The sequence below is a fragment of the Chryseobacterium oryzae genome (assembly GCF_022811665.1).
Lineage (GTDB): Bacteria > Bacteroidota > Bacteroidia > Flavobacteriales > Weeksellaceae > Chryseobacterium > Chryseobacterium oryzae.
Genome location: NZ_CP094530.1, coordinates 35,118 through 57,213, shown reverse-complemented (window position 1 = coordinate 57,213; position 22,096 = coordinate 35,118). Strand labels below are relative to the sequence as shown.

Annotated in this window: 21 protein-coding genes and 1 pseudogene; 9 read left to right on the top strand and 13 right to left on the bottom strand. The window is 34.5% G+C overall.

The features are described 5' to 3' along the window. Nucleotides 1–931 precede the first annotated feature (931 nt). The 7 genes and pseudogenes from MTP08_RS14495 (at nt 932) to MTP08_RS14470 (ending at nt 7,670) form a co-directional block, all read left to right on the top strand. Nucleotides 932–1,552, top strand: a complete 621-nt coding sequence (locus tag MTP08_RS14495) for a hypothetical protein (protein ID WP_243577786.1) — start codon at nt 932–934, stop codon at nt 1,550–1,552. 11 nt (nt 1,553–1,563) lie between these two features. Then, nucleotides 1,564–2,133: a YciE/YciF ferroxidase family protein gene (locus tag MTP08_RS14490; RefSeq protein ID WP_243577785.1), complete on the top strand. Its 570-nt coding sequence runs from the start codon at nt 1,564–1,566 to the stop codon at nt 2,131–2,133. Nucleotides 2,134–2,159: 26 nt separating this feature from the next. Further along, nucleotides 2,160–4,298, top strand: coding sequence for a catalase (locus MTP08_RS14485; RefSeq protein ID WP_243577784.1), 2,139 nt, complete (start codon nt 2,160–2,162; stop codon nt 4,296–4,298). A 145-nt stretch (nt 4,299–4,443) separates the two neighbouring features. Further along, complete coding sequence (locus tag MTP08_RS14480; protein ID WP_243577783.1) at nt 4,444–5,610, top strand: zinc-dependent alcohol dehydrogenase; 1,167 nt, start codon at nt 4,444–4,446, stop codon at nt 5,608–5,610. Between the two features lie 642 nt (nt 5,611–6,252). Next, nucleotides 6,253–6,813: a YciE/YciF ferroxidase family protein gene (locus MTP08_RS14475; protein ID WP_116095626.1), complete on the top strand. Its 561-nt coding sequence runs from the start codon at nt 6,253–6,255 to the stop codon at nt 6,811–6,813. A 159-nt stretch (nt 6,814–6,972) separates the two neighbouring features. Beyond that, nucleotides 6,973–7,074 (top strand): annotated as a pseudogene (locus tag MTP08_RS14795) (IS982 family transposase); the annotation flags it as partial. Nucleotides 7,075–7,220: 146 nt separating this feature from the next. Further along, complete coding sequence (locus MTP08_RS14470) at nt 7,221–7,670, top strand: ferritin-like domain-containing protein (RefSeq protein WP_243577782.1); 450 nt, start codon at nt 7,221–7,223, stop codon at nt 7,668–7,670. A gap of 349 nt (nt 7,671–8,019) precedes the next feature. On the opposite strand, the gene MTP08_RS14735 is transcribed toward MTP08_RS14470, so the two are convergent. From MTP08_RS14735 to MTP08_RS14780, 11 genes are all read right to left on the bottom strand, one after another. Beyond that, nucleotides 8,020–8,850 carry a PDDEXK nuclease domain-containing protein gene (locus MTP08_RS14735; protein WP_317233010.1) on the bottom strand — a complete coding sequence of 277 codons (831 nt, stop codon included), beginning with the start codon at nt 8,848–8,850 and terminating at the stop codon, nt 8,020–8,022. Continuing rightward, entirely contained in the window at nt 8,813–8,983 is a 171-nt protein-coding gene (locus MTP08_RS14755; protein ID WP_317233009.1) for a DUF1016 N-terminal domain-containing protein, read from the bottom strand. Before MTP08_RS14755 ends, MTP08_RS14735 begins: the two co-directional genes overlap by 38 nt. Nucleotides 8,984–9,396: 413 nt before the next feature. Next, nucleotides 9,397–9,774, bottom strand: coding sequence for a SpoIIAA family protein (locus MTP08_RS14455; RefSeq protein ID WP_243577781.1), 378 nt, complete (start codon nt 9,772–9,774; stop codon nt 9,397–9,399). Between the two features lie 5 nt (nt 9,775–9,779). Beyond that, a complete protein-coding gene (locus MTP08_RS14450; RefSeq protein WP_076387486.1) occupies nt 9,780–10,178 on the bottom strand; it encodes a thiol-disulfide oxidoreductase DCC family protein in 399 nt (132 codons plus the stop codon). Further along, nucleotides 10,171–10,833: a hypothetical protein gene (locus MTP08_RS14445; RefSeq protein ID WP_243577780.1), complete on the bottom strand. Its 663-nt coding sequence runs from the start codon at nt 10,831–10,833 to the stop codon at nt 10,171–10,173. Before MTP08_RS14445 ends, MTP08_RS14450 begins: the two co-directional genes overlap by 8 nt. Before the next feature lie 626 nt (nt 10,834–11,459). Further along, nucleotides 11,460–12,035, bottom strand: a complete 576-nt coding sequence (locus MTP08_RS14440; RefSeq protein ID WP_243577779.1) for a recombinase family protein — start codon at nt 12,033–12,035, stop codon at nt 11,460–11,462. A 981-nt stretch (nt 12,036–13,016) separates the two neighbouring features. Beyond that, nucleotides 13,017–14,147: a hypothetical protein gene (locus MTP08_RS14435; protein ID WP_243577778.1), complete on the bottom strand. Its 1,131-nt coding sequence runs from the start codon at nt 14,145–14,147 to the stop codon at nt 13,017–13,019. 330 nt (nt 14,148–14,477) lie between these two features. Continuing rightward, nucleotides 14,478–15,035, bottom strand: a complete 558-nt coding sequence (locus tag MTP08_RS14430; RefSeq protein WP_243577777.1) for a hypothetical protein — start codon at nt 15,033–15,035, stop codon at nt 14,478–14,480. Next, nucleotides 15,032–15,790 carry a ParA family protein gene (locus MTP08_RS14425; RefSeq protein WP_243577776.1) on the bottom strand — a complete coding sequence of 253 codons (759 nt, stop codon included), beginning with the start codon at nt 15,788–15,790 and terminating at the stop codon, nt 15,032–15,034. The genes MTP08_RS14430 and MTP08_RS14425 overlap by 4 nt, the downstream gene beginning before the upstream one ends. 189 nt (nt 15,791–15,979) lie before the next feature. Beyond that, nucleotides 15,980–16,489 carry a hypothetical protein gene (locus MTP08_RS14420; protein WP_243577775.1) on the bottom strand — a complete coding sequence of 170 codons (510 nt, stop codon included), beginning with the start codon at nt 16,487–16,489 and terminating at the stop codon, nt 15,980–15,982. 477 nt (nt 16,490–16,966) lie between these two features. Next, nucleotides 16,967–17,179 carry a DUF6876 family protein gene (locus tag MTP08_RS14780; protein WP_394803780.1) on the bottom strand — a complete coding sequence of 71 codons (213 nt, stop codon included), beginning with the start codon at nt 17,177–17,179 and terminating at the stop codon, nt 16,967–16,969. Nucleotides 17,180–17,852: 673 nt separating this feature from the next. On the opposite strand from MTP08_RS14780, the gene MTP08_RS14415 reads away from it, so the two are divergent. Together MTP08_RS14415 and MTP08_RS14410 are read left to right on the top strand one after the other, a co-directional pair. Continuing rightward, complete coding sequence (locus MTP08_RS14415; RefSeq protein ID WP_243577774.1) at nt 17,853–18,896, top strand: tyrosine-type recombinase/integrase; 1,044 nt, start codon at nt 17,853–17,855, stop codon at nt 18,894–18,896. Nucleotides 18,897–18,971: 75 nt separating this feature from the next. Continuing rightward, on the top strand, nt 18,972–19,526 hold the full coding sequence (locus MTP08_RS14410) for a VOC family protein (protein ID WP_243577773.1): 555 nt from the start codon (nt 18,972–18,974) through the stop codon (nt 19,524–19,526). A 294-nt stretch (nt 19,527–19,820) separates the two neighbouring features. On the opposite strand, the gene MTP08_RS14405 is transcribed toward MTP08_RS14410, so the two are convergent. Continuing rightward, complete coding sequence (locus MTP08_RS14405) at nt 19,821–20,987, bottom strand: IS91 family transposase (protein ID WP_243577772.1); 1,167 nt, start codon at nt 20,985–20,987, stop codon at nt 19,821–19,823. After that, on the bottom strand, nt 20,984–21,763 hold the full coding sequence (locus MTP08_RS14400; protein ID WP_243577771.1) for a tyrosine-type recombinase/integrase: 780 nt from the start codon (nt 21,761–21,763) through the stop codon (nt 20,984–20,986). Before MTP08_RS14400 ends, MTP08_RS14405 begins: the two co-directional genes overlap by 4 nt. Between the last annotated feature and the right edge of the window lie 333 nt (nt 21,764–22,096).

The window sequence follows — 22,096 nt, the reverse complement described above, 5'->3', positions numbered from 1 at the left end:
AAAGAACTATTATCTAAACGGTTTTAGGGGTTTTCGAAAATGTCAAAGAACTCACTGCTTTTATCTTTATTCGTATAATTGAGGTGTCTTTTTCTTTGCTAAATGACTCTAAAAATGGAATGATTTCTAAAACTGATACAGCGTGGAAGCTAGAAATGAATTTGCCCGAAGGGTTTAGGTGGGTTCGTCAATATTTAAATTAATCGAAGAGTAAATATTGATGGATTCCCAAATTCATTTTTTTAGGAAGACTTCCATTTTTAATTTTGCATACAGAAAAACACCAGAAATGGGATGAAAGAAAAGTAGATGAGTTCTACGTTTTTTGGAATGCTCTAAAACGCTATCAATAACTTTCCAGTCAGTAGAAAATTTTTCAAACAAAACAGAAATTCAATATGAGCTCGGGCAAAGTAGTGGAAAGAAAAATTGCGATTTAATTTTTTTCCGAACCTATATTAATTTTAGTTGAAAAAGTATTGACCGAAAGCAAAGCGACAGGGAAATGGTTTTGAAACGTAAAGAAAATAGTATAGGTAGTGAAAAATAAAAGCAATAGGTCTAAATAAATGGCGGGAACCAGAATTTTTTAGATCTATTGCTTTTTTAAATCTGCAATTTTTTTAAGCGTAGGCAAAGCGGTGGCACTTTTTCCGAAAGTATTTTATTTTTAGCTGAAAAAGAATTGACTGATAGCAAAGCGGTAGGGAAATGTTTTTGAAGCGTGAAGAAAATAGAATAGTGAGTGAAAAGCAAAATTAAAAGTCTGAATAAATGGAATGTTCCCGACAGGGTTCAATGGAATGTTTCAGATTTTTAATTTTTGTTAATTCTGTCTCTTTAAAGATAAATTTAAAATGGATTGAATTAAAATATAAATCGCACTTTATCAGATAATTTGTACCTTTATGTTATAAAAACATTATTAAAAATGGATTTACAAATTGAAGTAAGTCATCATGATTCCAGTCAAACGAAAATCTTTGCCACTAAAGAAGAATGCACTCAGTATTTCAAAAATGTAAAGGAAATTTTTTTTAATATTTCTAATTGGGAGCATTTATTTGATAATGCTACCAAATTTTCACTTGTAGACAAAAATGGAGACGTAACAATATTACCTCCAGCTCCTGGCGATCTTATTAAGATTAAAATTCCTGGACCTTCCAATAAGACTGGAAAAGGATTTGACTGGGTTCAAATTGTAGAAATTAAAGTTGTGGACGAGAATAATGTTGAGTCTTATCTTATCACAGTAAGTCCTACGCACCCACCAGGAATTCAAACTACAGCGCATTTCTTTCAAAACAAAGCAAAAAACTACTTTAATATTAAAAAGCACAATTTAGAAATTGTTGCGGAAGTCCACGGACGAAATGAAATTGTTAATTACAGAAATTTACCAGTTATAGATAAAATCAGAAACTTTTTTGTAGCCAAGGGCGGAGTTTTTGGTTTGAGTAAAATTCACTGGGAGCTTTGGGTTCAAAACATTCTTGACGAGAAGTATCTTTATAAATGTCTTAAAAACGAAAATACAACAAATCAATAAAATTCAATATTATGGGAACTGACAAAAAAAAGACTACTAACCAAAAGGAGAGTAGCGACAAAGCAAAAAGTTTACGAGAGCTTTTCATCGACGGACTGAAAGATATTTATTGGGCAGAAAACGCGTTAGTCAAAGCGCTACCAAAAATGTTTGAAAATGCTACAGATCAAAAGTTGAAGACCGCCATTAAAAATCATTTGGATCAAACAAAGGTTCAAGTAACAAGACTGGATGATGCCTTTAAATCTTTGGGAGAAAAAGCTGAAGGAAAAAAATGTCTAGCCATGGAAGGACTACTCAAAGAAGGAGACGAAATTGTTCAAGAAACTGAAGCAGGACCAGTGAGAGATGCGGGTATAATTGCAGCATCTCAAAAAATCGAACATTACGAAATTGCCACTTATGGAACCTTAGCAGCTTTTGCTAAAACTCTAAATGAAAGAACTGCACTTGATCTACTATTGAGAACATTAGGAGAAGAAAAAAAATCTGATTGCCTACTAAGTACGATAGCAGATACTAATTTAAATTCTCAAGCGAATTCTGAAAATTTCCAGTCTAAAGATTTAAATGCCGTTTAATTTAAGTAATTCAAAAAATTAACAACATGAAAATAAATGAACAAGAACCATTTGAAAATGGAGCAAATCCTAAAAAAGAACAGCTAAGAAAGTTTACTACGGACAATCAAGGAGAATTTCTGACCACCGATCAAGGTTTAAAAATTAATGATGATCAAAATTCACTAAAAACGGGAGAACGAGGTGCTACCCTTCTTGAAGATTTTATACTTAGAGAAAAAATTACTCACTTCGATCATGAGAGAATTCCAGAGAGAGTCGTACACGCGAGAGGTTCTGGCGCACACGGTATTTTTGAATTGTATAAGCCAATGGCAAAATATACAAAAGCCAAATTTTTAAATGAGACTTCAATTAAGACACCAGTTTTTGCACGTTTTTCAACAGTTGCAGGAAGTAAAGGCTCTACCGATGTTCCCAGAGACGTTCGGGGTTTCGCAGTAAAGTTTTATACTCAAGAAGGTAATTATGATCTAGTGGGAAATAATATGCCCGTATTTTTTATACAGGATGCAACAAAATTCCCAGATCTGGTTCATGCAGTTAAACCGGAACCTGATAATATGATACCGCAAGCAGCATCTGCTCACGATACCTTTTGGGATTTTATCTCGTTGATGCCCGAAGCAATGCATAACATACTTTGGCTTATGAGCGATCGTGCTATCCCAAGGAGTTTGCGAATGATGGAAGGCTTTGGGATTCACACTTTCAGATTTATAAATGAAGATGGGAAGTCTCACTTCGTTAAATTTCACTGGAAACCATTACAAGGCGTCATGGGCTTGGTTTGGGACGAGGCGCAACGTATTTCAGGTAAAGACAGCGATTTCCACCGTCGTGATCTTTGGGAAGCAATTGATGCGGGCCATTATCCGGAATGGGAATTAGGTGTGCAAATAGTTCCTGAAGAAGATGAACATAAATACCCTTTTGATCTGCTAGATCCAACGAAATTGATCCCTGAAGAAATGGTACCGGTAGAAATTATAGGCAAGATGACCTTAAATCGAAATCCTGATAATTTCTTCGCAGAAACCGAACAAGTCGCTTTCCATCCAGGACACATCGTCCCTGGTATCGACTTTACAAATGACCCCTTATTGCAAGGACGTCTGTTTTCATACACAGATACTCAAATTTCTCGATTAGGTGGTCCGAATTTTCATGAGATCCCCATCAATAAATCAATTCCGGAAGTTACCAATAATCAGAGGGACGGCATGCACAGAATGCAAATAAATAAAGGGAAGGTTGCTTACAATCCTAATTCTTTAGGAGGTGGTTGTCCATTTCAGGCGAAAATGAGTGAAGGCGGATTCACCTCCTATGAAGAACGTATAGATTCGACAAAAATTAGAAAGAGAAGTAAGAGCTTTTTCGATCACTTTAGTCAGCCATCGTTATTCTATAATAGCATGACAGATCATGAAAAACGGCATATTCAAAATGCTTTCGCTTTTGAATTAGGAAAGGTAAAAACGGTACCCATTCGACAGCGTATGGTAAATATGCTTTTAGAAGTTAATGAAGAATTGGCAAATATTGTTGCAAAAAAACTTGGTTTAACAACAGAGCGACTACCACAACCGATCACTGACAGTATTCCTGCTGATGGAAATTTAGAACATTATTTTTCCTTTAAAAATGACTTACCAATCGAAGACGCTCCTTCCTTAAGTATGGCTACTAAATTGGTAGATCATATTAAACACAGGAAAATTGCCTTGTTAACGGCGGATGGTGTCAAAGATGAAGCATTTACGAAAATTAAAAGACAACTTGAAGAATTGGACGCGGTGGTATGTGTAATTGCACCTGATCATGGATTCGTGAGTACGGAAAATTCCGATCTTTATCCTGTAGATGATAGTTTATTGACCGCAGCTTCCGTTGTGTTTGATGCCGTTTATGTTCCAGGAGGAAAGAACATTGATCTTCTTTTAGAAAATCCAGATGCAGTTCATTTTATTATGGAAGCCTTTAAACACTGCAAACCAATTGGAGCAGACTCTAATGGTAGTGATTTAATACAAAAGGCGTTACCAAATCTTAAACTACCACAAGAAGGAGTAACAACTTCAGGCAATTTGGATGAGTTTGTGGACGCAATTAAAAAACATCGATTTTGGAATAGAGAAGAAAATCCGAAAGTACCCGCTTAAGCGATAATTTTTGCATTGAATTGTTAACCGCCTCACAACAGAGGCGGTTTATTTTTATTGATACTTTAAATATTTGATTCAATTTCATTTCTATGGCTAAAAATTTGATATAATTTATTTATTAATCCCTAAAAAAACAACCTATATGAAAGCAGCAGTTTTTCACAGTCCCGGAAAAATAACTTGTGATACGGTAGACGATCCAAAAATTAAAGAGCCCTCTGACATAATTTTGAAAGTAACATCTACAGCAATTTGCGGAAGTGATCTTCATATGTATTCCGGAGGTATTCCTCAACCAAGACCAATGACAATGGGTCACGAATTTATGGGAATAGTCGAAGAAATAGGTAGCGAAGTGACTAAATTAAAGGTGGGTGATCGTGTTGTTGTTCCTTTCCCAGTAGCATGTGGATCGTGTTATTTTTGCAATCATGATCTACCAGGGGCTTGCGAGCATAGTAATGAAGAAAATTATGGACCTGAAGGGGGAATAATGACCGAAAAAGGTGGTGGCATGTTTGGTTACACCGATTTATACGGGGGTTATGATGGCGGGCAAGCACAATATGTACGAGTTCCATATGGAGACTTCGGACCCAGAGTAGTGCCAGATAATTTAACGGATGATCAAGCATTATTCTTAACAGATATATTTCCAACAGGGTATACTGGGGTAATGTGGGGAGAATTAAAAGGCGGTGAAACCGTAGCAATATTTGGGGCCGGACCCGTAGGAAGTATGGCCGCAAAAAGTGCTATTCTAAAAAATGCCGGACAGGTTATTGTGGTGGATACTCAACAATATCGATTAGACCAAATTAAAAGATTAACTGGGTGTGAAACAATTTTGTGGAAAGATGGTAAAGAGGTAATTGAACACATACGAAGCCTGACCCATGGTCGTGGTGCAGATTTATGTATTGATGCTGTGGGATTCGAGCCAGATCGAAATCTAATAGATAAAGCTAAAGCTGTTATTAACTTAGAGAAAGGTTCAATTAAAGTGGTAGAAGCTTGTATGAGTGCAGTCCGCAGAGGCGGTAAGGTTTCCATTCTTGGAGTTTACCCCTACAATTATGATAATTTTAAAGTCGGTCAAATATTCGATAAGGGATTAAGAATACAGGCGGGACAGTGTCCCGTACATGCCATTATCGATGAATTAATAGGATATGTAAGAGATGGAAAAGTAGTCCTAGACGATATTATCACACATCGACTGTCAATAGACGAAGTAGCCAAAGGTTACGACATCTTTGACAAAAAAGAGGATGGTTGTGTAAAGGTGGTCTTAGATCCATGGATCTAAATAAAAAATAATTAAGAAAGGCTCAGATTATAAAATCCAAGCCTAAACTTTTTAACTTACACACTTTACTGGATAGTGTCTTTTTATAAATATTAATCCCGACTAACTGCCGGGATTTTGAATTGTAATGAGAATCACTTATTATTACACAACTTTCAGTATTTTTTTCCAGATCAGACATTGTATTCGCCCTCCTCTTCCTTATGCCAGAACTTAACATAGTGCGCGGTTACTGTGATTAAACAATTCCCGGTGTATCTATTCCTTCTGGAAACCATTGGTCGAGACCGTCCACCCACTTATTCTTCAAGATGTCCTTATTTTTAACAATTTCACCTTTAACTAAATAAACAATTCATTGAAGCGCAAGATGGAGAAATTTTTGTTAAAGCATATTGGGGGCTGCAAGCACAATAATGTTTAGTTTGAACAAGTGTACTGAAGATCTTAGTAGATAGATATGTGTAGAATGTTTGATTTAATGATAAACACGCTACCTGTTTTAAGCCTTTTCAGTAATTTATGATTTGAGCAATTTTTATGGTAGGCAAAAAGTGCTTTATTCCTTAAAAATTTAGTGATTCATTTATAAGGTCTGATATTTGTATTTATTTCACTGCTAATCACTAAAATTTTATGGTTATGAAAAAAACAGACACACAAAACGGAGGAGGTCAAGGCAAAGTAGAGGCAAAATCCAGTGCAGCAGAAGGACTTAGAGAACTTTTTGTTGATGAGCTTAAAGATATCATCTATGCTGAGAGAGCCCTCGTGAAGGCACTACCTAAGATGGCAAACAATGCGACAGAGCCAAAACTTATTTCAGCAATCGAACAACACATAACCGTTACGGAAGGCCAGGTCAAACGTCTCGAGCAGGTATTCGAGATATTGGGAGAATCAAACCGTGGCAAAAAATGTGACGCTATGGAAGGCCTCATTAAAGAAGGGGAAAGTATTTTGGAAGAAACCGAGCAAGGACCGGTGCGAGATGCAGGTATAATTTCTGCCTCACAGAAAATCGAACATTATGAGATCGCTTCCTACGGAACACTGATTGCTTTTGCAAAAACTCTTGGTGAAGACGAAGTAGCATCTCTGCTGGAAGCAACACTCGCAGAAGAAAAAGAGGCTGATGCTCTATTGACCGATTCAGCGTACAATTCTATCAACTTTGAAGCTTCTGAAGAAGACGCTGAATAATAATCCATTAAAAAAATAAGCTGCTTTTCGCAGCTTATTTTTTTTAATATGGTAGTGTCCCACTAACTGTGTAAGTAGAAAAGTTATTCTGAAAAATTTTGAGCCCTCAAAGCTCAAGAAATTTTTCGGAAATAACTTTTTACTATTTTTAAACATTATACAGGGGTATTGAGCAAAATAACAGCATTAACTTTCATTCAGTTTGTAAATGTTTTTGTTTTCAATAGAAAAATGAATAGACTTAAAATTGAAATAATTTAATAATGCACTACGAGTATATAGTAATTTACTTCTAAATACAAATTTTTTACCAATGACTTTTTTTTTCCATTTTAATCTTAACAGATTTTATAATTTGATGGCATACCCATTGATTCCTTATAGGTAACCAAAAAAAATAAAATATTATGAACAATCCAACAGTATCAACATTGAACGATCTTTTACAAATCACAAATGATCGAATTGAAGGTTTCAACAAAGTTGAAGATAAGGTGTGGGAAAAATATCCTAATCTTAAATCAGATTACAACAATATGGTTGATCAGTCGCAAAAAATGAGACTAGAACTGAAGAGTTTAATCTCTGAAAGAAATGGAGATGCAGATGATTCAACTACCGTAGCAGGAGGACTACACCGTACTTGGATAGATGTGAAAAATGCTTTTTCGAGCGATAATGCAGAATCAACTTTAGAAAATGTTACCTTCGGCGAAAATGCAGCTATTGAAGCTTACGAAAAGGCTTTGGACAGCGGTGAGTTATGCCCTGAAAGTTCGAGAGTAGTCCAGGATCAACTTCACAGTTTAAAAGCATCTTATGAGAAATTTAAAAATTTAGAAAATCGACACGACTAACGAATCTTTCACCTATTATTTAAAAAGCCGTCCTATTCTACTTGGACGGCTTTATTATGACTAAAAACTGTCAACTTGTGCAGTTCTCAGTATAAAAATTTATTTATTCTGTGATAGGTTGCTGTTCGCCGGTAGGCAAGTCTTGAAACAACTCAGGGAAAAAGGAAAGTAATATAAAATAAGAAATAATTGCAATAACTATAGCTGCAATTCCTATAATAACTATTGATGCAGGTTTGTTTTTTTCGATGGTTCCATGATTTCTTGTTTTAATGTTTGCTTTCTTAATACAATTTTTTAGACCACCAACCTAGTCTGTCCTCTTATTTCATACTCGACTCTCTACGATCTAAAATCTGATGAAGTTTTTCCTGTAACATTTTTTTTTAGCAGGCAGCTGTAAGTGATATTCGGCAATCATACTTGGTTTCAAATTTCGAGAAAGTGCATATTCTACGACTTCTTCATCCTTATCCCGACATAATAAAATACCAATACTCGGATTTTTATGAGATTTTCGTACATCCCGATCCAAGGCTTCCAAATAAAAATTGAGCTGACCCATATGTTCCGGTTTGAACTTGTCCGTTTTGAGTTCTAAGGCAACCAAACATTTCAATTCGCGATGATAAAACAACAGATCAATATAAAAATCACTATTTCTGACTTGTAGTTTGCATTCTTGGTCGATAAATAGAAAGTCTTTTCCCAACTCGATAATGAATTTCTTAATTTGCTTTACCAATTCCTTCTGCAGATCACTCTCACTATGTTCTTCTGCTAGGCCTAAAAATTCCAATACATAGCTATTCCTGAAAATGTGTTTTGTACTGGGTTCCAATTCTATCATCAATGCTGAGAGTTTCTCGTCTCCCAATTGCGTTCTTTCATATAGCGAGGCATTAATCTGTCTTTCTAAATTTCGGGTAGAATACTTTTCGCAAATACAACGTTTAATATAAAACATTCTTTCTTCCGTGCTTTTGCAACGGGAAAAAACAATGGTATTATGAGTCCAGGGAATTTCTCTCAGCAGTGCTGAGAGTTCTGGGTGATCAACATAAGTTTCGTAAAACTGCTTCATCCTCCAAAGATTCTTATCACTGAAGCCTTTTATATCTGGCGCATTTAAAGTAATGTATTTAGCGAACTGTGTTATAACACTTGTACCCCCACTCATTGTTCTTGACCTTTTCACTAAGCGTTTTACCAAGTTCCCAGTACAGATCAATGAGCGCCGTATTTATTTTCTGAAATACATGGATTTGTTTCTGCTGAATATGACTGGTGTCGGAAAGAAAATTTTCACCCATATTTTATGTTAAGTAGCCGGGATAAAACTATCGAAGATTCTTCATATTTGAGAATCTTCAATAAGACCATGACGGTTATTACAATATAATTTAATCCTTTCAAATGTAAGAATTTCAATAGAACTTTTGATTAAAAATCTCTTACAAAAAAGCTCTTTGATAGTCGGAAAAAACATATGAAAGTGACACTAGTAATCCATTCTAATATTACAGATAATTTAGAATGAAATAAACCAAAGGGATTTCCACTCAACTTCAGCGACATTCAAGGAAAAATAGCTTTATGTTTCCTTGATGTGAGCAAGCATGGAAACTCATAAAACAGCAGTAGCTTAACAAAATTCAAGGAATTTTTTAATTTCTACAGTAGACTGAAGAGATATGAGCCAGTTTGCGCTATTGGGCTTGTCCCATTATTCTCTTACTTTTGGTTGAGAGGCCCATTTTTTGGCTTCTTCAATGTCCTTATGTTTAAAAACTTTGAACTCCCCTATTGTTACCGTATTAAAAATTTTGGTGGCAGAATCAATAAGATCATTGTCTGAAACGATAGCCACTCGATGCCAATTTTTAAGTTCCTGCAGCCCTAAAGCCATATCATTCAGCCAGGCTCCTATACTAAAATTGGAAATATCAGTATCTAATATCAGCATATAATTCAAATAGTCGTGTTTTTCGGTAAATTTTGAAACTTCCGGCATTACGATATTTTTGAAATCATCAGCTACCACTTCCTCACTTGCCTTGAATGCTACAAGTGTTTCCGGAACGTCATTGATTTTAGTAATCATTTTCTTTAGTGTATAAATTTATTACGCTGTTCCTGTGTCGGCAGCAGGCAGGTTTCTCCGGCTAACTTTTTGCGGTTTTCGGCAACTTTATCATACATTTTATCTAATATAAATTTAGGTAAAAGTCTCAGCGAAAAAAGCCCGTGATAAGCCCCGCCCAATGTTTCGCCAATTTTAATAACCGCATACATTTTCTTGTAATACATGCCGTCCTTTATAAAATATAGGGTATCGAAGGTGTCAGTCGGTAATTCCTGATTTTTTAAAAAATTTTGTCCATATTCACTTTGGAGCGATGCAAATTTAAATCGGTCGTGAGAATCGTTATTTAAAATCCACTGTACCCAAAAGTTGCAGAATCCGCAATCGCCGTCATACAGCACTACATTGTTATAATTATTCATCTTCTTCTTTCATTAAATTATCGGTAAAAACTTCCCATTGTATTTTGCTACCTGTAATTATGCCGGCATTAGCCACTAAAAAGTTTCTAATCTTATCAATTAGGTTTTGATCGGATATATTGGCTACTTCATTTCTGCCGTGGATTGATACCTGCACTATATTTTCCTGCTTTGCAATCACGAAAGTATTGGTGGCATTTTCCCAATAAAAATGTGCTGTTTTTTCACTATTTTGATAAGGACAATTGCAGGGACTAACTTCCAGTAGATAAAATTGAACATTTTTGAAATATCCTTCATCCATTCGCACCACTTCTACCCAGTCAAAACGTAGACCTTCTTGATCTTTTGGACCGGGTAACTGCATTCTTATTTTATCTGTGATAATAGGCGGACTACTTTTCAAATTTCCCTGGTAGTCTGTCAATTCAAAAATAAAATTATCTCCGCCTGCAAATTTGCTCCACATCGAAATTGAAAGCAATCTTTTTTTTAGGTTTGTAAAGTAAAAGTCTGCTTGTGCTGAATGATCAAATTCCCGATACGCGAATGAATCGTTTGTGGAGCCTCGCTCATTTATTGGAAGAATTTTCTCAACATATATTTTTTGAGATTGTAACATTGAGAACTTTTCTTCAAATATAGTTATTTTCACACTAAAAGTTTCAAATTAGTATGGATTAAAAACGGATATTCAAAAAAATATTACTTTACTTCACGTCAAGCAATATATCTTTGAGGAATTTTTTTAACTGTAAACATACCATCTTCAAGTGGTATGTATACGATTTTCTACTTGCACCCTGCAATAAAGAAACAGTTGAAATAATTCATCATTACTCTGAAAATCATCCCAATTGCCCGGATAATTTATCAAAGAATTTAGAACCGATGGGATACAACAAGATGATATCTCAACAGCATTTACAAGTTGCTGTTTTGAAATAAAGCTAAATTTTCTAAATCTAACTTTCTAATTTAATTAATATAAGACTCCTCAGGAATTCTGTTTCCCATTGAATCCAAATCTATTAAGGCAGAAGTTTATGGTAGAGATGAAATGCCTAACTATAAGGGCTAATCGCTATATAATAAGTTAAGAAATTTTTATATGGCGAATGGTGGCATTTTTGGTAGGAGTAAAATTCATTGGGAAATTTGGTGCAAAAAATATATTAGACGAAAAATATATTAAAAAGTGCATTGAGAAAAACTAAAATAGAAATAGTCATTATATTAATTAATGCAGAAAAGAATAGTTCTAGATTAAGAGTATCATCTTTAAGTCGCGATTAACGTTAATTTATTGGTAATTTTTTTTAAAATTCTGTATATAGTCGCCTGATGCACATTAAATAATTGAGATAATTCGGGAGCCGATTTTCCTGCAGCATGCAGTTGAATAATCTCCTGGATTTGTATTGGTTTCAGTTTTGGCTTTCGACCACCCACTCTACCCTGTTCTTTTGCATATTCTAAACCTTTTTTAGTTCGTTCTTTCAGCATATTTCTTTCAAATTCTGCAAAAACCCCAACCATTTGCATCATCATTTTTCCTGCAGAAGTTGTAGTATCAATAGATTCTGTCAAGCTTTTAAAACCAGTTTCTTTATTTTCAATCTGCTCCATAATAAAGAGCAGATCTTTCAAGGATCTGGACAGCCTATCCAATTTCCAAACTACAATCGTATCTCCTTTTCTAATATAATTTAAAAGTTCCTGTAATTTTGGGCGATCCCATCTTCCTCCAGAAATAGTTTCTTCAAAAATCATTTCGCAACCTGATTTTTTTAATGCTTCAATTTGAATTGCATTATCCTGAACCTGGGTTGAAACTCTCGCATAACCTATGAGCATACTTTATAATTAAATTTTCTAAAAGCTAATTTACAACTTAATATTATGTATTTAATTATTTCGCAAAAATATATCGCACGATTATTTTAATTTGCGATACAATTAAGCGACCCTAGAATTAGTTACTTCTATCTTACTCCGAAAATAGTGCATAATTGAACGTTTATGCGACGAAAATTTTGTTCATTTTCTTTTTTGCGCAACTTTTTCTTTTAAATTTACGGGCGTGAAGAAAATTAAATGTTTTTTCCGACTATAAAATAAAATTAAGATTAAATAAAGAGTCCGTTAGCTAAAGGCTAACTCCTTATTTTTAATTATTAAATAATATTATTGATACGGTTATATTATTAGTAAAGCCAAGAAATCACTGCAAATACCTTTAAATACTGTTTTTTTAAATATTCTATAGGAAATACAGTGGGGGTATTGGGTATATTGAGTGGGGGTATTAAGGAAATTGGATGGGGGTAAGAGAACATTTGGTGGGGGTAATAGGAACTTTCGGTGGGAGTAACAAAGATATCCGATGGGGGTAATTAATGTTAGGAACATTTGGTGGGGGTATAATTGTTAGGAACATTGGATGGGGGTAGTAGTATCGGGATTAAACCTCTTCAACACTATTATATCTACTGACTTTATACTGAATGCTTTATAGCCCTTGTTTAACGCTCTTGTTTGCCTATTAATAGGCTTTTACATCTGTCGTTCGTTCAAATGACTATTGCTTTGTCTCAGGAAATTAAATTGGAATCCTATTATTTTTAAAAATCTTTCGTCTTACTCTATCATTTTACCTTCTTTTAATCAGAGCTTTCAACTTACCTATCTACCATTCATCTACTTTTATCTTTATGACAATTAATAAACGGAACTTCCAGTGGGGGTAATAACCGGATATTCCTGTTTACACTTCATTTAGTTTATGTTAGACATTCAATAAAAATTGGGAACATTCAGTGGGGGTAAATAGTCTTATTACAACTGTAATTCATTACATTTATCTACGAACCATATCAGATATTCATTTCCCGTAATTGCTTTATCTAAACGGCTTCTGGTTACTTCACTCATCTTATCATAGCCATGTTCTTTAAACTTTGCCGCTATATAAACAAGTTGCTTTTCATTCAACTTTCTTGATTTTTTTATATATTTCAAAGCGTTCTTGGCGCGGTATTCGTCCGCTGAAGGGTATTCAACAAAAACAGTGTTTTTAGTCTCATAAAGAGAAAAAGTTAAAGTATCCTCTGTAATCTTATATCCGAAAGATATATTTCCAATCTCATTTAATTTTTTCTGAATGCCATCCAAAAAGATAGTTAACTTCGATTTTTTCAAATAGTGATTCGCAAGAGATAAGTCTTCTACGAATTTTGAAATTTTTATATTACCCCCATTCATTTTCCCGAATTTCTTTTTCAGATACAAATAAATATTAAGAGGCATCGTTGAAGGAGTAGAGAATAAAATACTTCTATAAACTTTCGAATATCCATCAATGTTGTTAAGTAACATTCGGGAAGTCGCTTTAGAAATGTAGAAACGGATATAATTTTGTCCTTTATTGAAGATCGGGGTTTCAATAAAATTTGTAATTAAAAATTCTTCTCCGCTGTTTGATTTCACCGTATGGTTTCCTAAGGTCTTCAGAATTTTTAACTGTTCATGAAATACACTGTTATCTTTAACTTTTATATTTCCATTATCATTAAGAGCTTGCGTAGGAATAATCATTTGTAACATACTGAAATTATCTGCAAAAAAACTTTCTTCTATGACCGCCAGTTTCTTTCCGGATTCCAGTATTCTTCTTTTTTCAATCTGATCTGCTTTAATATCTTCCAAGGACGTAATTCTACCATCCTTGTATACCATATCGTTTGAAATGATCTCCTTGGTTTCATCAATACTTATTTTATGAACCTGCACAGACTTCATCATTTCCATCATTACATAAATAATACGGTGACCGAAAATATTAATTTTCTTAAGCGGTTCTACCCCACCTAAAAAATTTATTAATTCATTGGGATAAAGCGTGACTAATTGTGCTTCATACGAATCCAGTGTTTTGGTTACACTGTTCTTATTATTTTTCGCTTTCATGAAGATGATTTTAAAAAGGGTCGGAAGGAAAACTCAGTTACTGGATTATTTTTATCAAAAATACAATGATAATCTGTTGTTTTAGTGTTCGCATAATACGTACTCTTATCTATAAAAACTTTGATCCATAACCAGTTCTCAAGAGTACGGGCAAGTTTCGAAGGGGTATACACTTTATGGTAATAGGCGGTCTTTTTTGTATCTGTAAAATATACTACACAGAAAAAACCTTGACTTTCGGCTGTTTTCATAAATTTTCGTATCTTTGACTTAGGAAAAAACATAGAAATATGTTTAAGGACGCCTGGATTTATTAGGGGTCCTTTTTTTTTATTCTAACTCTCCATATTTATTTTTCAACTCTTTAATCATATCATTCATAAAAGATTCTTTGGTGAAACTTCCCAAAATGTCTCCACTTTTGGTATAAATGTAATCATATATATAATCAACTTCATCTTCAATTAAACTGAATGATGTTGTTACTTTTTCTTTTAATTCGGTTCCATTTGAAACCCGCCCACGACGAGTTGGAATCATACCTGCAGGACGATTTTTTAATTTCGGACCTTTCTTTCTCAGCAACGCTATTCCTTCCTTTACGACATCAGAGGAAGTAAAGTAGGAAAATTCAGAACCTTGTCTTCTTTTCTCGAATTCTAATCTTCGGATATAGTTAATATTTTCTGCTTCTGAGACAAAAGAAAAATTAAATGATTTCTCTTTAGTCTTAGGCTTCTTAACAGATGGTGTAACAATTTCTTCAACCGCCTCAGTTTGTGTTTCTGAAGGTTGTACCTGCATCTTCTGAAAAACATTTTGAAGTTTTAAAGATTGGCTACTGCTCTCCTTCTTTTTACCAAAATTTGTCAAAACTCTATCTTTCATATCATTTTCTTTTTTAGTTCTTTTACCAGATCTTTAAAATCTTTACTTGCTCTACTTTTGTTATCGATCTGAAATATGGTTTTACCTTCTTTGATCGCTTTTTTAATGTTTACGTCTTGCCGAACAAAAGTCTTTAACAGATAATTTTTCGTAAACTCATTAGACAAAAAGTCGTTATAATAGGAACGAAAATCGCTCGAATTAACTAAAACTGAATTAAAGAAAAATCCCAAATATTCAAAATCCAGGTTATGTCTGGCTTTTAAATTTAACAGCGATGGAATTAATGATGTAATTCCAGCTAGAGAATATTCATCATCCTTAATTGGACTTAAAACATAATCGGAGGCACACACAGCAACCTCTCCTAAACTGAGTTCATCATTAAGCGGTTTAGGCGGACAATCGATTAAAACATAATCAAAATAATCTTCTAAAAGTTTTAGACTATCCTTTAAAGCATACCGATCGATTTTATAACTTTCCAACTTTTCAGATCCTGCTAAAACATAAACGTTATTATGTTCACTTTTTTGGGTAAACTCTAAACCTTCCTTTTGTTCTAAAAAATCTACAACAGTGTAGGGAAAATCTTCATCGAGCTTGTAGCCCAACGAAAGATTTTTCTGGCTGTCAAAATCAATCACCAAAACCTTACTCCCTTTTTTTGCAAAACTGGCTGCTAAGTGGATGGTGGTTGTGGTCTTCCCTACTCCACCTTTCTGTGTCAAAACAGATATAACTTTTGTTTTCATTTAAGGTATTAATAATAATACAATTCGTGGACAAATTCCCCATAGTAGAAAGATCATATCCGACCAAATTGTCATTCGGTTCCGTAAATATAATAATTTTAGTTAAGTATTCATTACTTTTTTTATTCATTTAGTTATTTATTTATTAGAAAAAAATGAAGACGATTATATCTTCATTTTTTTTAGTTACTAACCTTCCAATATTGTAAAATCCTCGACACTGAATTTTTGATCCTCTGCAACATCTTTATTCCAGAAATTAGTGAGCTGATATTCTAAAGCACTTTTTAAAGCGCTATTATAGACCCATTCAGGCAAAGTAATTTTAAACTGTGGTTCCTCTTCATTCTCGGTTAGTTTCTCCACAGTAGCAACTTTGCTATTGGGTAAGAAAAGCCAAATGTCATTTACTTTGTCAAAACTTTTCAATCTGGCTTTAACTGCAACTTTAGTAGACTTCTCCCCTTTTTCATACAATGCTGAAATCATTGTAATCATTTTTTCCGGTGCAGGATTTTTGATCTCCTCTAGTTTACTACTCCAAAAATCATCGTCAATCAACAGTTTTTTGTCCTGAATTTCCAACTTAGATAGTGGGACAAAAAAGGTTTCCTCCTTACCAACTTCATCCACAAATGCTGATACTAAAATAGCGTTTTCTGTTCTTTTCTTTTCTGTAAATACTTCAAATGTTTTCATAATAGTAAACTTAGATATATAAAAATAACTGATTTTTACACGATTATATTGTATTTGATTAGTCTTTTATTTATTTAGTTATATCAGTATTTAGTTTTTACTTCAATAATTTATTTAGTTTTTTTGTTAAAATAGCGAGAGCTGTTCCCCTTATATCTTATTATGGTAGTCGATAAAATCTTGAAGTTTAACAGGAGTGAGATCCACTTCATTTTGCGAATAAATAACGTAACAAAGATTTTGTTCTTTTCCTTCAATTTGGAATACTTTGAATAGGTAATCGAAGCTTTCTGGAAATCGCTGAATTGAGAAAACAATCAATGGGGTTTTTGTTTTTTTATGGTAACTAAGATAACCACGCTGTAAAACCCTATAATTTTTTAAGTCTTGTTCAAGTGTTTTGTACATTGCAAAATTCATATCTTTATTGATTTAGTTATTTATCTGTTTATTGATTACATTATTTAATTAATAGTATTATCGTTCACAAGGAAAATATAATATTGAATTCTTCAACCACATTGTGAGTTCAAATATTCCGATGGAAGCCGACTGAAAATAATGTGCTAAAATTACATTCAGATTTCCATCGTTGAGTTCGAGAGAAAATGTAATTTCATCAATCTTTGTAATTTTCCAAACTTGAAAATCTTTATTGAAGGCTTGCGGGCTTTTTTGTAGTTCTATGATATGCTCAACAATCGTAAAGGCATTATTTGACTATAAGTATCGATGTAGGGTAGTGGTGATAAAAAGATTTTTCATGATAGTATTTATTAAGTTAATTATTTGTTTAGTTATTACGTTTTATACTTAATTAGTTATTTATTTGGCAATGAGGACACTTTTCTTATTTTTTTAAATTCTTTTGAAATAACCTTGACAAAGGCACTTTTGGAATTTTGTAATATAAATGAACGCAGCGTTTTTAGCTTTATTCGTATATTTGAGGTGTCTTTTTCATTGCTAAATATTTATAAAAATGTGAAGTATTTCTAAAACTGAAACAATGTGGCAGCCCGAAATAAATTTGCCTGGAAGGGTAGGTGGGTTCGTCAATATTTTAATTAATCGAAGAATTAATATTGATGGATTCCCAAATTCATTTTTTTAGGAAGACTTCCATTTTAATTTTGCATACAGAAAAACACCAAAAATAAGAGAGAGGAAAAGCAGTTCGGTAGAATATTTAGCAGGTAATAAAATTTTGTAATTTGAGGTTACAGCAATATTTAAATAAGGTTTTGAGGTTAGCACAATGTTACACTAGTCTTTGACAGAATTTACATTACTGCAAAAAAAAATAATGAAATGATTTAGTGTTCCAAATTTGATTATCTTTATTTCTCAAAATCAGAACATTATGAACTGGTCTGCAAAACTAATAAAGCATAGAGAGGAAGATCGAATTGGTGTAGAGTTCGAGAAAGATAAAGAGTTGATCCAAGGGATAAAACTAATTAGTGGAGCGCGATGGAGTCAGCAGAAAAGACTATGGCATATTCCGGATACACGGGAAAATAGAGAACGGTTTCAAATCGCACCGGAACAATGCACCGTACTTTCATCGGAGGGTCGAAAACATGATGATTCGTTTATACGGTGGCTTTCTTCCAAAAGATACAGTCCAAATACAATCAAAACCTATTCTGATGCATTGCGATCATTTTTACTTTACTATAAGTCAAAAGACGTTTGTGAGCTCACCAATGCAGATGTTCTTAATTTTAATAATGATTACATTTTGACAAAAAAATTATCTTCCTCTTACCAGAACCAGATCATTAGCGCTATAAAATTATACTTTAGAACAATACGGGAAACGAAAATAGAAGCCGATAAACTTGACCGCCCAAAAAAACCAAAAACATTACCAAATGTTTTGAGTAAAGAGGAAGTTAAGATTATCCTCGAGGCTCATGCTAATTTGAAACACAAAGTGATGCTTTCTTTGATCTACAGTTGTGGTTTACGATGCAGTAAATTACTCCAGCTAAGACCACTTGACATCGATTCTAAACGGAATATTGTTCTGATTAAGCAAGCAAAAGGTAAAAAAGATAGAATTACACCTTTATCTCCAAAGATTTTAGAATTATTGAGAGCATATTACCAGCTTTACAAACCAAAAACCTTTTTATTTGAAGGTCAAGAACCAGGTACTAATTATTCTGCAAAAAGTCTTCAAAGTGTATTAAAACAAGCATTACGAAAATGCGATATAAAAAAGCCCGTCACTTTACATTGGTTAAGGCACAGCTACGCCACTCACTTATTAGAAAGCGGCACGGATTTGCGATATATTCAAGAGTTATTAGGACATAACAGTAGCAGAACCACAGAAATCTATACACATGTAAGCACAAAAAGTATACAACAGATCAAAAGTCCGTTTGATGATTTATAAAGAAAAAAAATATATCTTATTGATCAGAAATAAGTCTCACGAATATCAGACAAATCACTACCAAATACGTTGTATTTGTCTGACGAAGTAAGACATATAAACAAGTTAGCGGTAAGCGTAGAGAACCGACACAAAAGAGAGGCAACAGAATTAAATTTGACAATAATGAAGAGACCAATTTTAATAGCTTTGACACTTGCGACAACCTTTTTTCTTGGTTTCGCTTTTAAATCAGTAACAACAAAAAATAACGACAATAAAATGAAAAGAGTAACAGGGATTGGGGGCGTATTTTTCAAATGCAAAGACCCAAAAGCGATAACAGAATGGTATCAAAAACACCTTGGACTTGACACAAATCCATACGGTGCGACATTTGAATGGTATGAAAAACCAGACAGTACAACAAAAGCCCAGACACAATGGACACCATTCAAACAGGACTCAAAATACTTTGACAAGGACTTTATGATAAATTACCGAGTTGAAAATTTGGAAGCTCTTGTTGAAGAATTGAAAAAAGAAGGTGTAACCATAGTGGATAAAATGGAAACATATGACTATGGAAAATTTATCCATATTCTTGACGGAGAAGGAAACAAAATTCAACTTTGGGAAGCAATTGACTAATCTTTATAGTAGATAACAAAAACTGCAATTGAATAAACGAAAAGAACGCCTAACCGCTAATAGCTAAGTTTTCGTTGCGTGCGCAGCACGAACAATGAAAACCCTGTTGAACGGAACCTTCGGCAGCTTTTGGTTGGGTATTTTCCCACACTATGGGTTTATCGACAAAAGATTTTTAGAGATACAAGAGACTTTGAGAAGAGTCTCTTTTTTTATGGGTGATTTTGGTGGTTTTTTCTTGGTTTTATTGTGTTTTCTTTCACCTTTAGACATAATTTCCCTTACCCAAATCTTTTAAAATGCAGATTTAGGAGCAGGTAAATTTCGGCTCATCTCCAAAAACCAACTTGGCGGACCTCGAAGATCGAACGTGGCAATCGTTACCAAATTTCCAACTCTGCAACAACTACATTTCGGCTGAAAAACTTTTGGCGGAAGCTTTTCTTTAGGCTGGATGCCTAATTTTTGTTGCAGTTTTTTAAGCTTAATTCGTTTCCAAGTGCTGCTCAAAAAACCATAATGACGGATTTTCACAAATCTTTTCGGCAAAATATGCATCGCAAAACGGCGGATAAACTCCTCGTGGCTCAAAACCATCTGCTTTTTGATGCCTTTTTGGCGGTAATCTTTGTAAGAAAAAGTGACCGTCTCCGCGTCAATTTTTCTGATTCTCTGGTTGCTGACTGCGATTTTGTGGGAATAACGACCCAAATATTCCACCACCGATTTTGGGCTTCCAAAAGGCTTTTTAGCATAAACCACCCAAGGTTTTTCCCACAGATTTCGCCTGATTTTGGGATATTCTTCAAGATTTTTATCTTTTAGTTTCTCACAAAATTTACCCCTGAAAACTTTGCTCAAAGCCTTTACCGGAAACAAAAATTTACCGTCACTTCTAATGTTTTTCCAAGCTCCGTTTTCATCCACACCACCGCCCGGAACAATGCAATGCAAATGCGGATGAAGACTAAGATTCTGTCCCCAAGTGTGCAAAACAGCAATCATTCCCATTTGGAGATTTTTGTTTTTGCCAAACGTTTGAAGGGTTTCCCAAGCCGATTCAAATAAAATATCATACAACATCTTGGGCTCGTGAAGCGCTGTTTTGTTCAATACTTCCGGAAGCGTAAAAACCACGTGGAAATAAGGCACAGGAAGCAGTTCGGTTTCCCGTGTTTGTATCCAATCTTCTCGGTTTTTTCCCTGACATTTTGGGCAATGACGGTTTCGGCAGGAGTTGTAACTGATGCTTAAAACGCCACATTCATCACAAGCATCAATATGTCCGCCCAAAGCCGAAGTTCTGCACTTTTTTAAGGCAAATAAAGTTCTTAACTGCCAGGAATTAAGTTCTAAATTTTCCAATTTTGAACCTAAAATATTTAAAACATCGGCGACTTCGTATTGAGGTTGAGATTGAGGTTGAACTGACTGTTTTTTTGAGGTTTTAAAACCACTCATTTCTTCCCAAATTCTGAAAAAAGGGTATCGAGCGGTGAAAAGAGTTTTTGGGTGGAAAGTTGTGCAATTTGAAGATAAACCAGCGTCGTATCAATACTTTCGTGACCGAGAAGATTTTTGATGCTCAAAATATCCATCCCATCTTCCAGAAGATGCGTCGCAAAACTGTGCCGAAGCGTATGGACACTCACTTCTTTCAGGATGTTTGCCGTTTTTGATGCCTGTTTTACCGCCCACTGAACGCCTCTTTGTGAGTAACGGGAATCAAACTCTCCGCCGGCTCTTCCTTCTCGTGGCATTCCAAAGAGATAATCTTCCGGTTTTTCAGCTTCGATATACTTTTTGAGCCCACGAATCAGATGCTCAGAAAGTGGTAAATAGCGGTCTTTTTTTCCTTTTCCCTGAACCACTTTGAGTTGTTTTCGACCAAAATCTAAGTCGCACAAACGGAGATTTCGAACCTCCATACAGCGCAATCCGCAACCGTAAAGAATCCCGATTAAGATTTTATGCTTTAAAAGCTTACACCCCGAAAGCATCTGCCAAACCTCCTGTTTACTGAGAACTACAGGCAGTTTTTTCTCTTTTTTAATTTCCGGAAGACTCAAAAAATCATAACTTAAACCTTCCGATTTTAGCAGAAACCGAAGCCCGTAAACGGTGTGTTTGAAGTACGATTGTGATGGAGATTTAGATTTTTTCTGTAGATAAAAAAGGTAATCGTGAATTTGCTCGGGATCCAATTCTGTAGGAATTTTCCCGAAATGTAGCGACACCGCAGCGACGTGTCTGGAGTAATTTTGAAAGGTACTTTGGCTTCTTTCCCAACACCGAAACCGTACGTTCAAACCTATGCAAAAGCTCCGCAAATCCCGGAACTTCGCGCTTTGCCTGATTGATGATTTTGTTTTCTCTAAGCTCTTCTACACTCTTTTTTTTGTTGCCATTTTACTGATTTTTAATTAGTTTTACAAAGTAACTAAATATAGCGCTGAGAAAGCTACCGAAGGTTTAGTTCAACATTGTATTGGCAAAATGCGGGGCTAAACTCTGAATTAAAAATCTTCTCCTTTTTTGCCGCCGCTACTTTTCAATTCCACATTTTTTCG

Bases quoted from the DNA above. Each gene is read 5' to 3' on its own strand.
- MTP08_RS14485 (WP_243577784.1), top strand. From the start codon at position 2,160: ATGAAAATAAATGAACAAGAACCATTTGAAAATGGAGCAAATCCTAAA.
- MTP08_RS14480 (WP_243577783.1), top strand. From the start codon at position 4,444: ATGAAAGCAGCAGTTTTTCACAGTCCCGGAAAAATAACTTGTGATACG.
- MTP08_RS14495 (WP_243577786.1), top strand. From the start codon at position 932: ATGGATTTACAAATTGAAGTAAGTCATCATGATTCCAGTCAAACGAAA.
- MTP08_RS14470 (WP_243577782.1), top strand. From the start codon at position 7,221: ATGAACAATCCAACAGTATCAACATTGAACGATCTTTTACAAATCACA.
- MTP08_RS14450 (WP_076387486.1), bottom strand. From the start codon at position 10,178: ATGAATAATTATAACAATGTAGTGCTGTATGACGGCGATTGCGGATTC.
- MTP08_RS14405 (WP_243577772.1), bottom strand. From the start codon at position 20,987: ATGAGTGGTTTTAAAACCTCAAAAAAACAGTCAGTTCAACCTCAATCT.
- MTP08_RS14755 (WP_317233009.1), bottom strand. From the start codon at position 8,983: ATGGGTGAAAATTTTCTTTCCGACACCAGTCATATTCAGCAGAAACAA.
- MTP08_RS14440 (WP_243577779.1), bottom strand. From the start codon at position 12,035: ATGCTCATAGGTTATGCGAGAGTTTCAACCCAGGTTCAGGATAATGCA.
- MTP08_RS14735 (WP_317233010.1), bottom strand. From the start codon at position 8,850: ATGAGTGGGGGTACAAGTGTTATAACACAGTTCGCTAAATACATTACT.
- MTP08_RS14490 (WP_243577785.1), top strand. From the start codon at position 1,564: ATGGGAACTGACAAAAAAAAGACTACTAACCAAAAGGAGAGTAGCGAC.
- MTP08_RS14475 (WP_116095626.1), top strand. From the start codon at position 6,253: ATGAAAAAAACAGACACACAAAACGGAGGAGGTCAAGGCAAAGTAGAG.
- MTP08_RS14455 (WP_243577781.1), bottom strand. From the start codon at position 9,774: ATGATTACTAAAATCAATGACGTTCCGGAAACACTTGTAGCATTCAAG.
- MTP08_RS14425 (WP_243577776.1), bottom strand. From the start codon at position 15,790: ATGAAAACAAAAGTTATATCTGTTTTGACACAGAAAGGTGGAGTAGGG.
- MTP08_RS14435 (WP_243577778.1), bottom strand. From the start codon at position 14,147: ATGAAAGCGAAAAATAATAAGAACAGTGTAACCAAAACACTGGATTCG.
- MTP08_RS14420 (WP_243577775.1), bottom strand. From the start codon at position 16,489: ATGAAAACATTTGAAGTATTTACAGAAAAGAAAAGAACAGAAAACGCT.
- MTP08_RS14415 (WP_243577774.1), top strand. From the start codon at position 17,853: ATGAACTGGTCTGCAAAACTAATAAAGCATAGAGAGGAAGATCGAATT.
- MTP08_RS14430 (WP_243577777.1), bottom strand. From the start codon at position 15,035: ATGAAAGATAGAGTTTTGACAAATTTTGGTAAAAAGAAGGAGAGCAGT.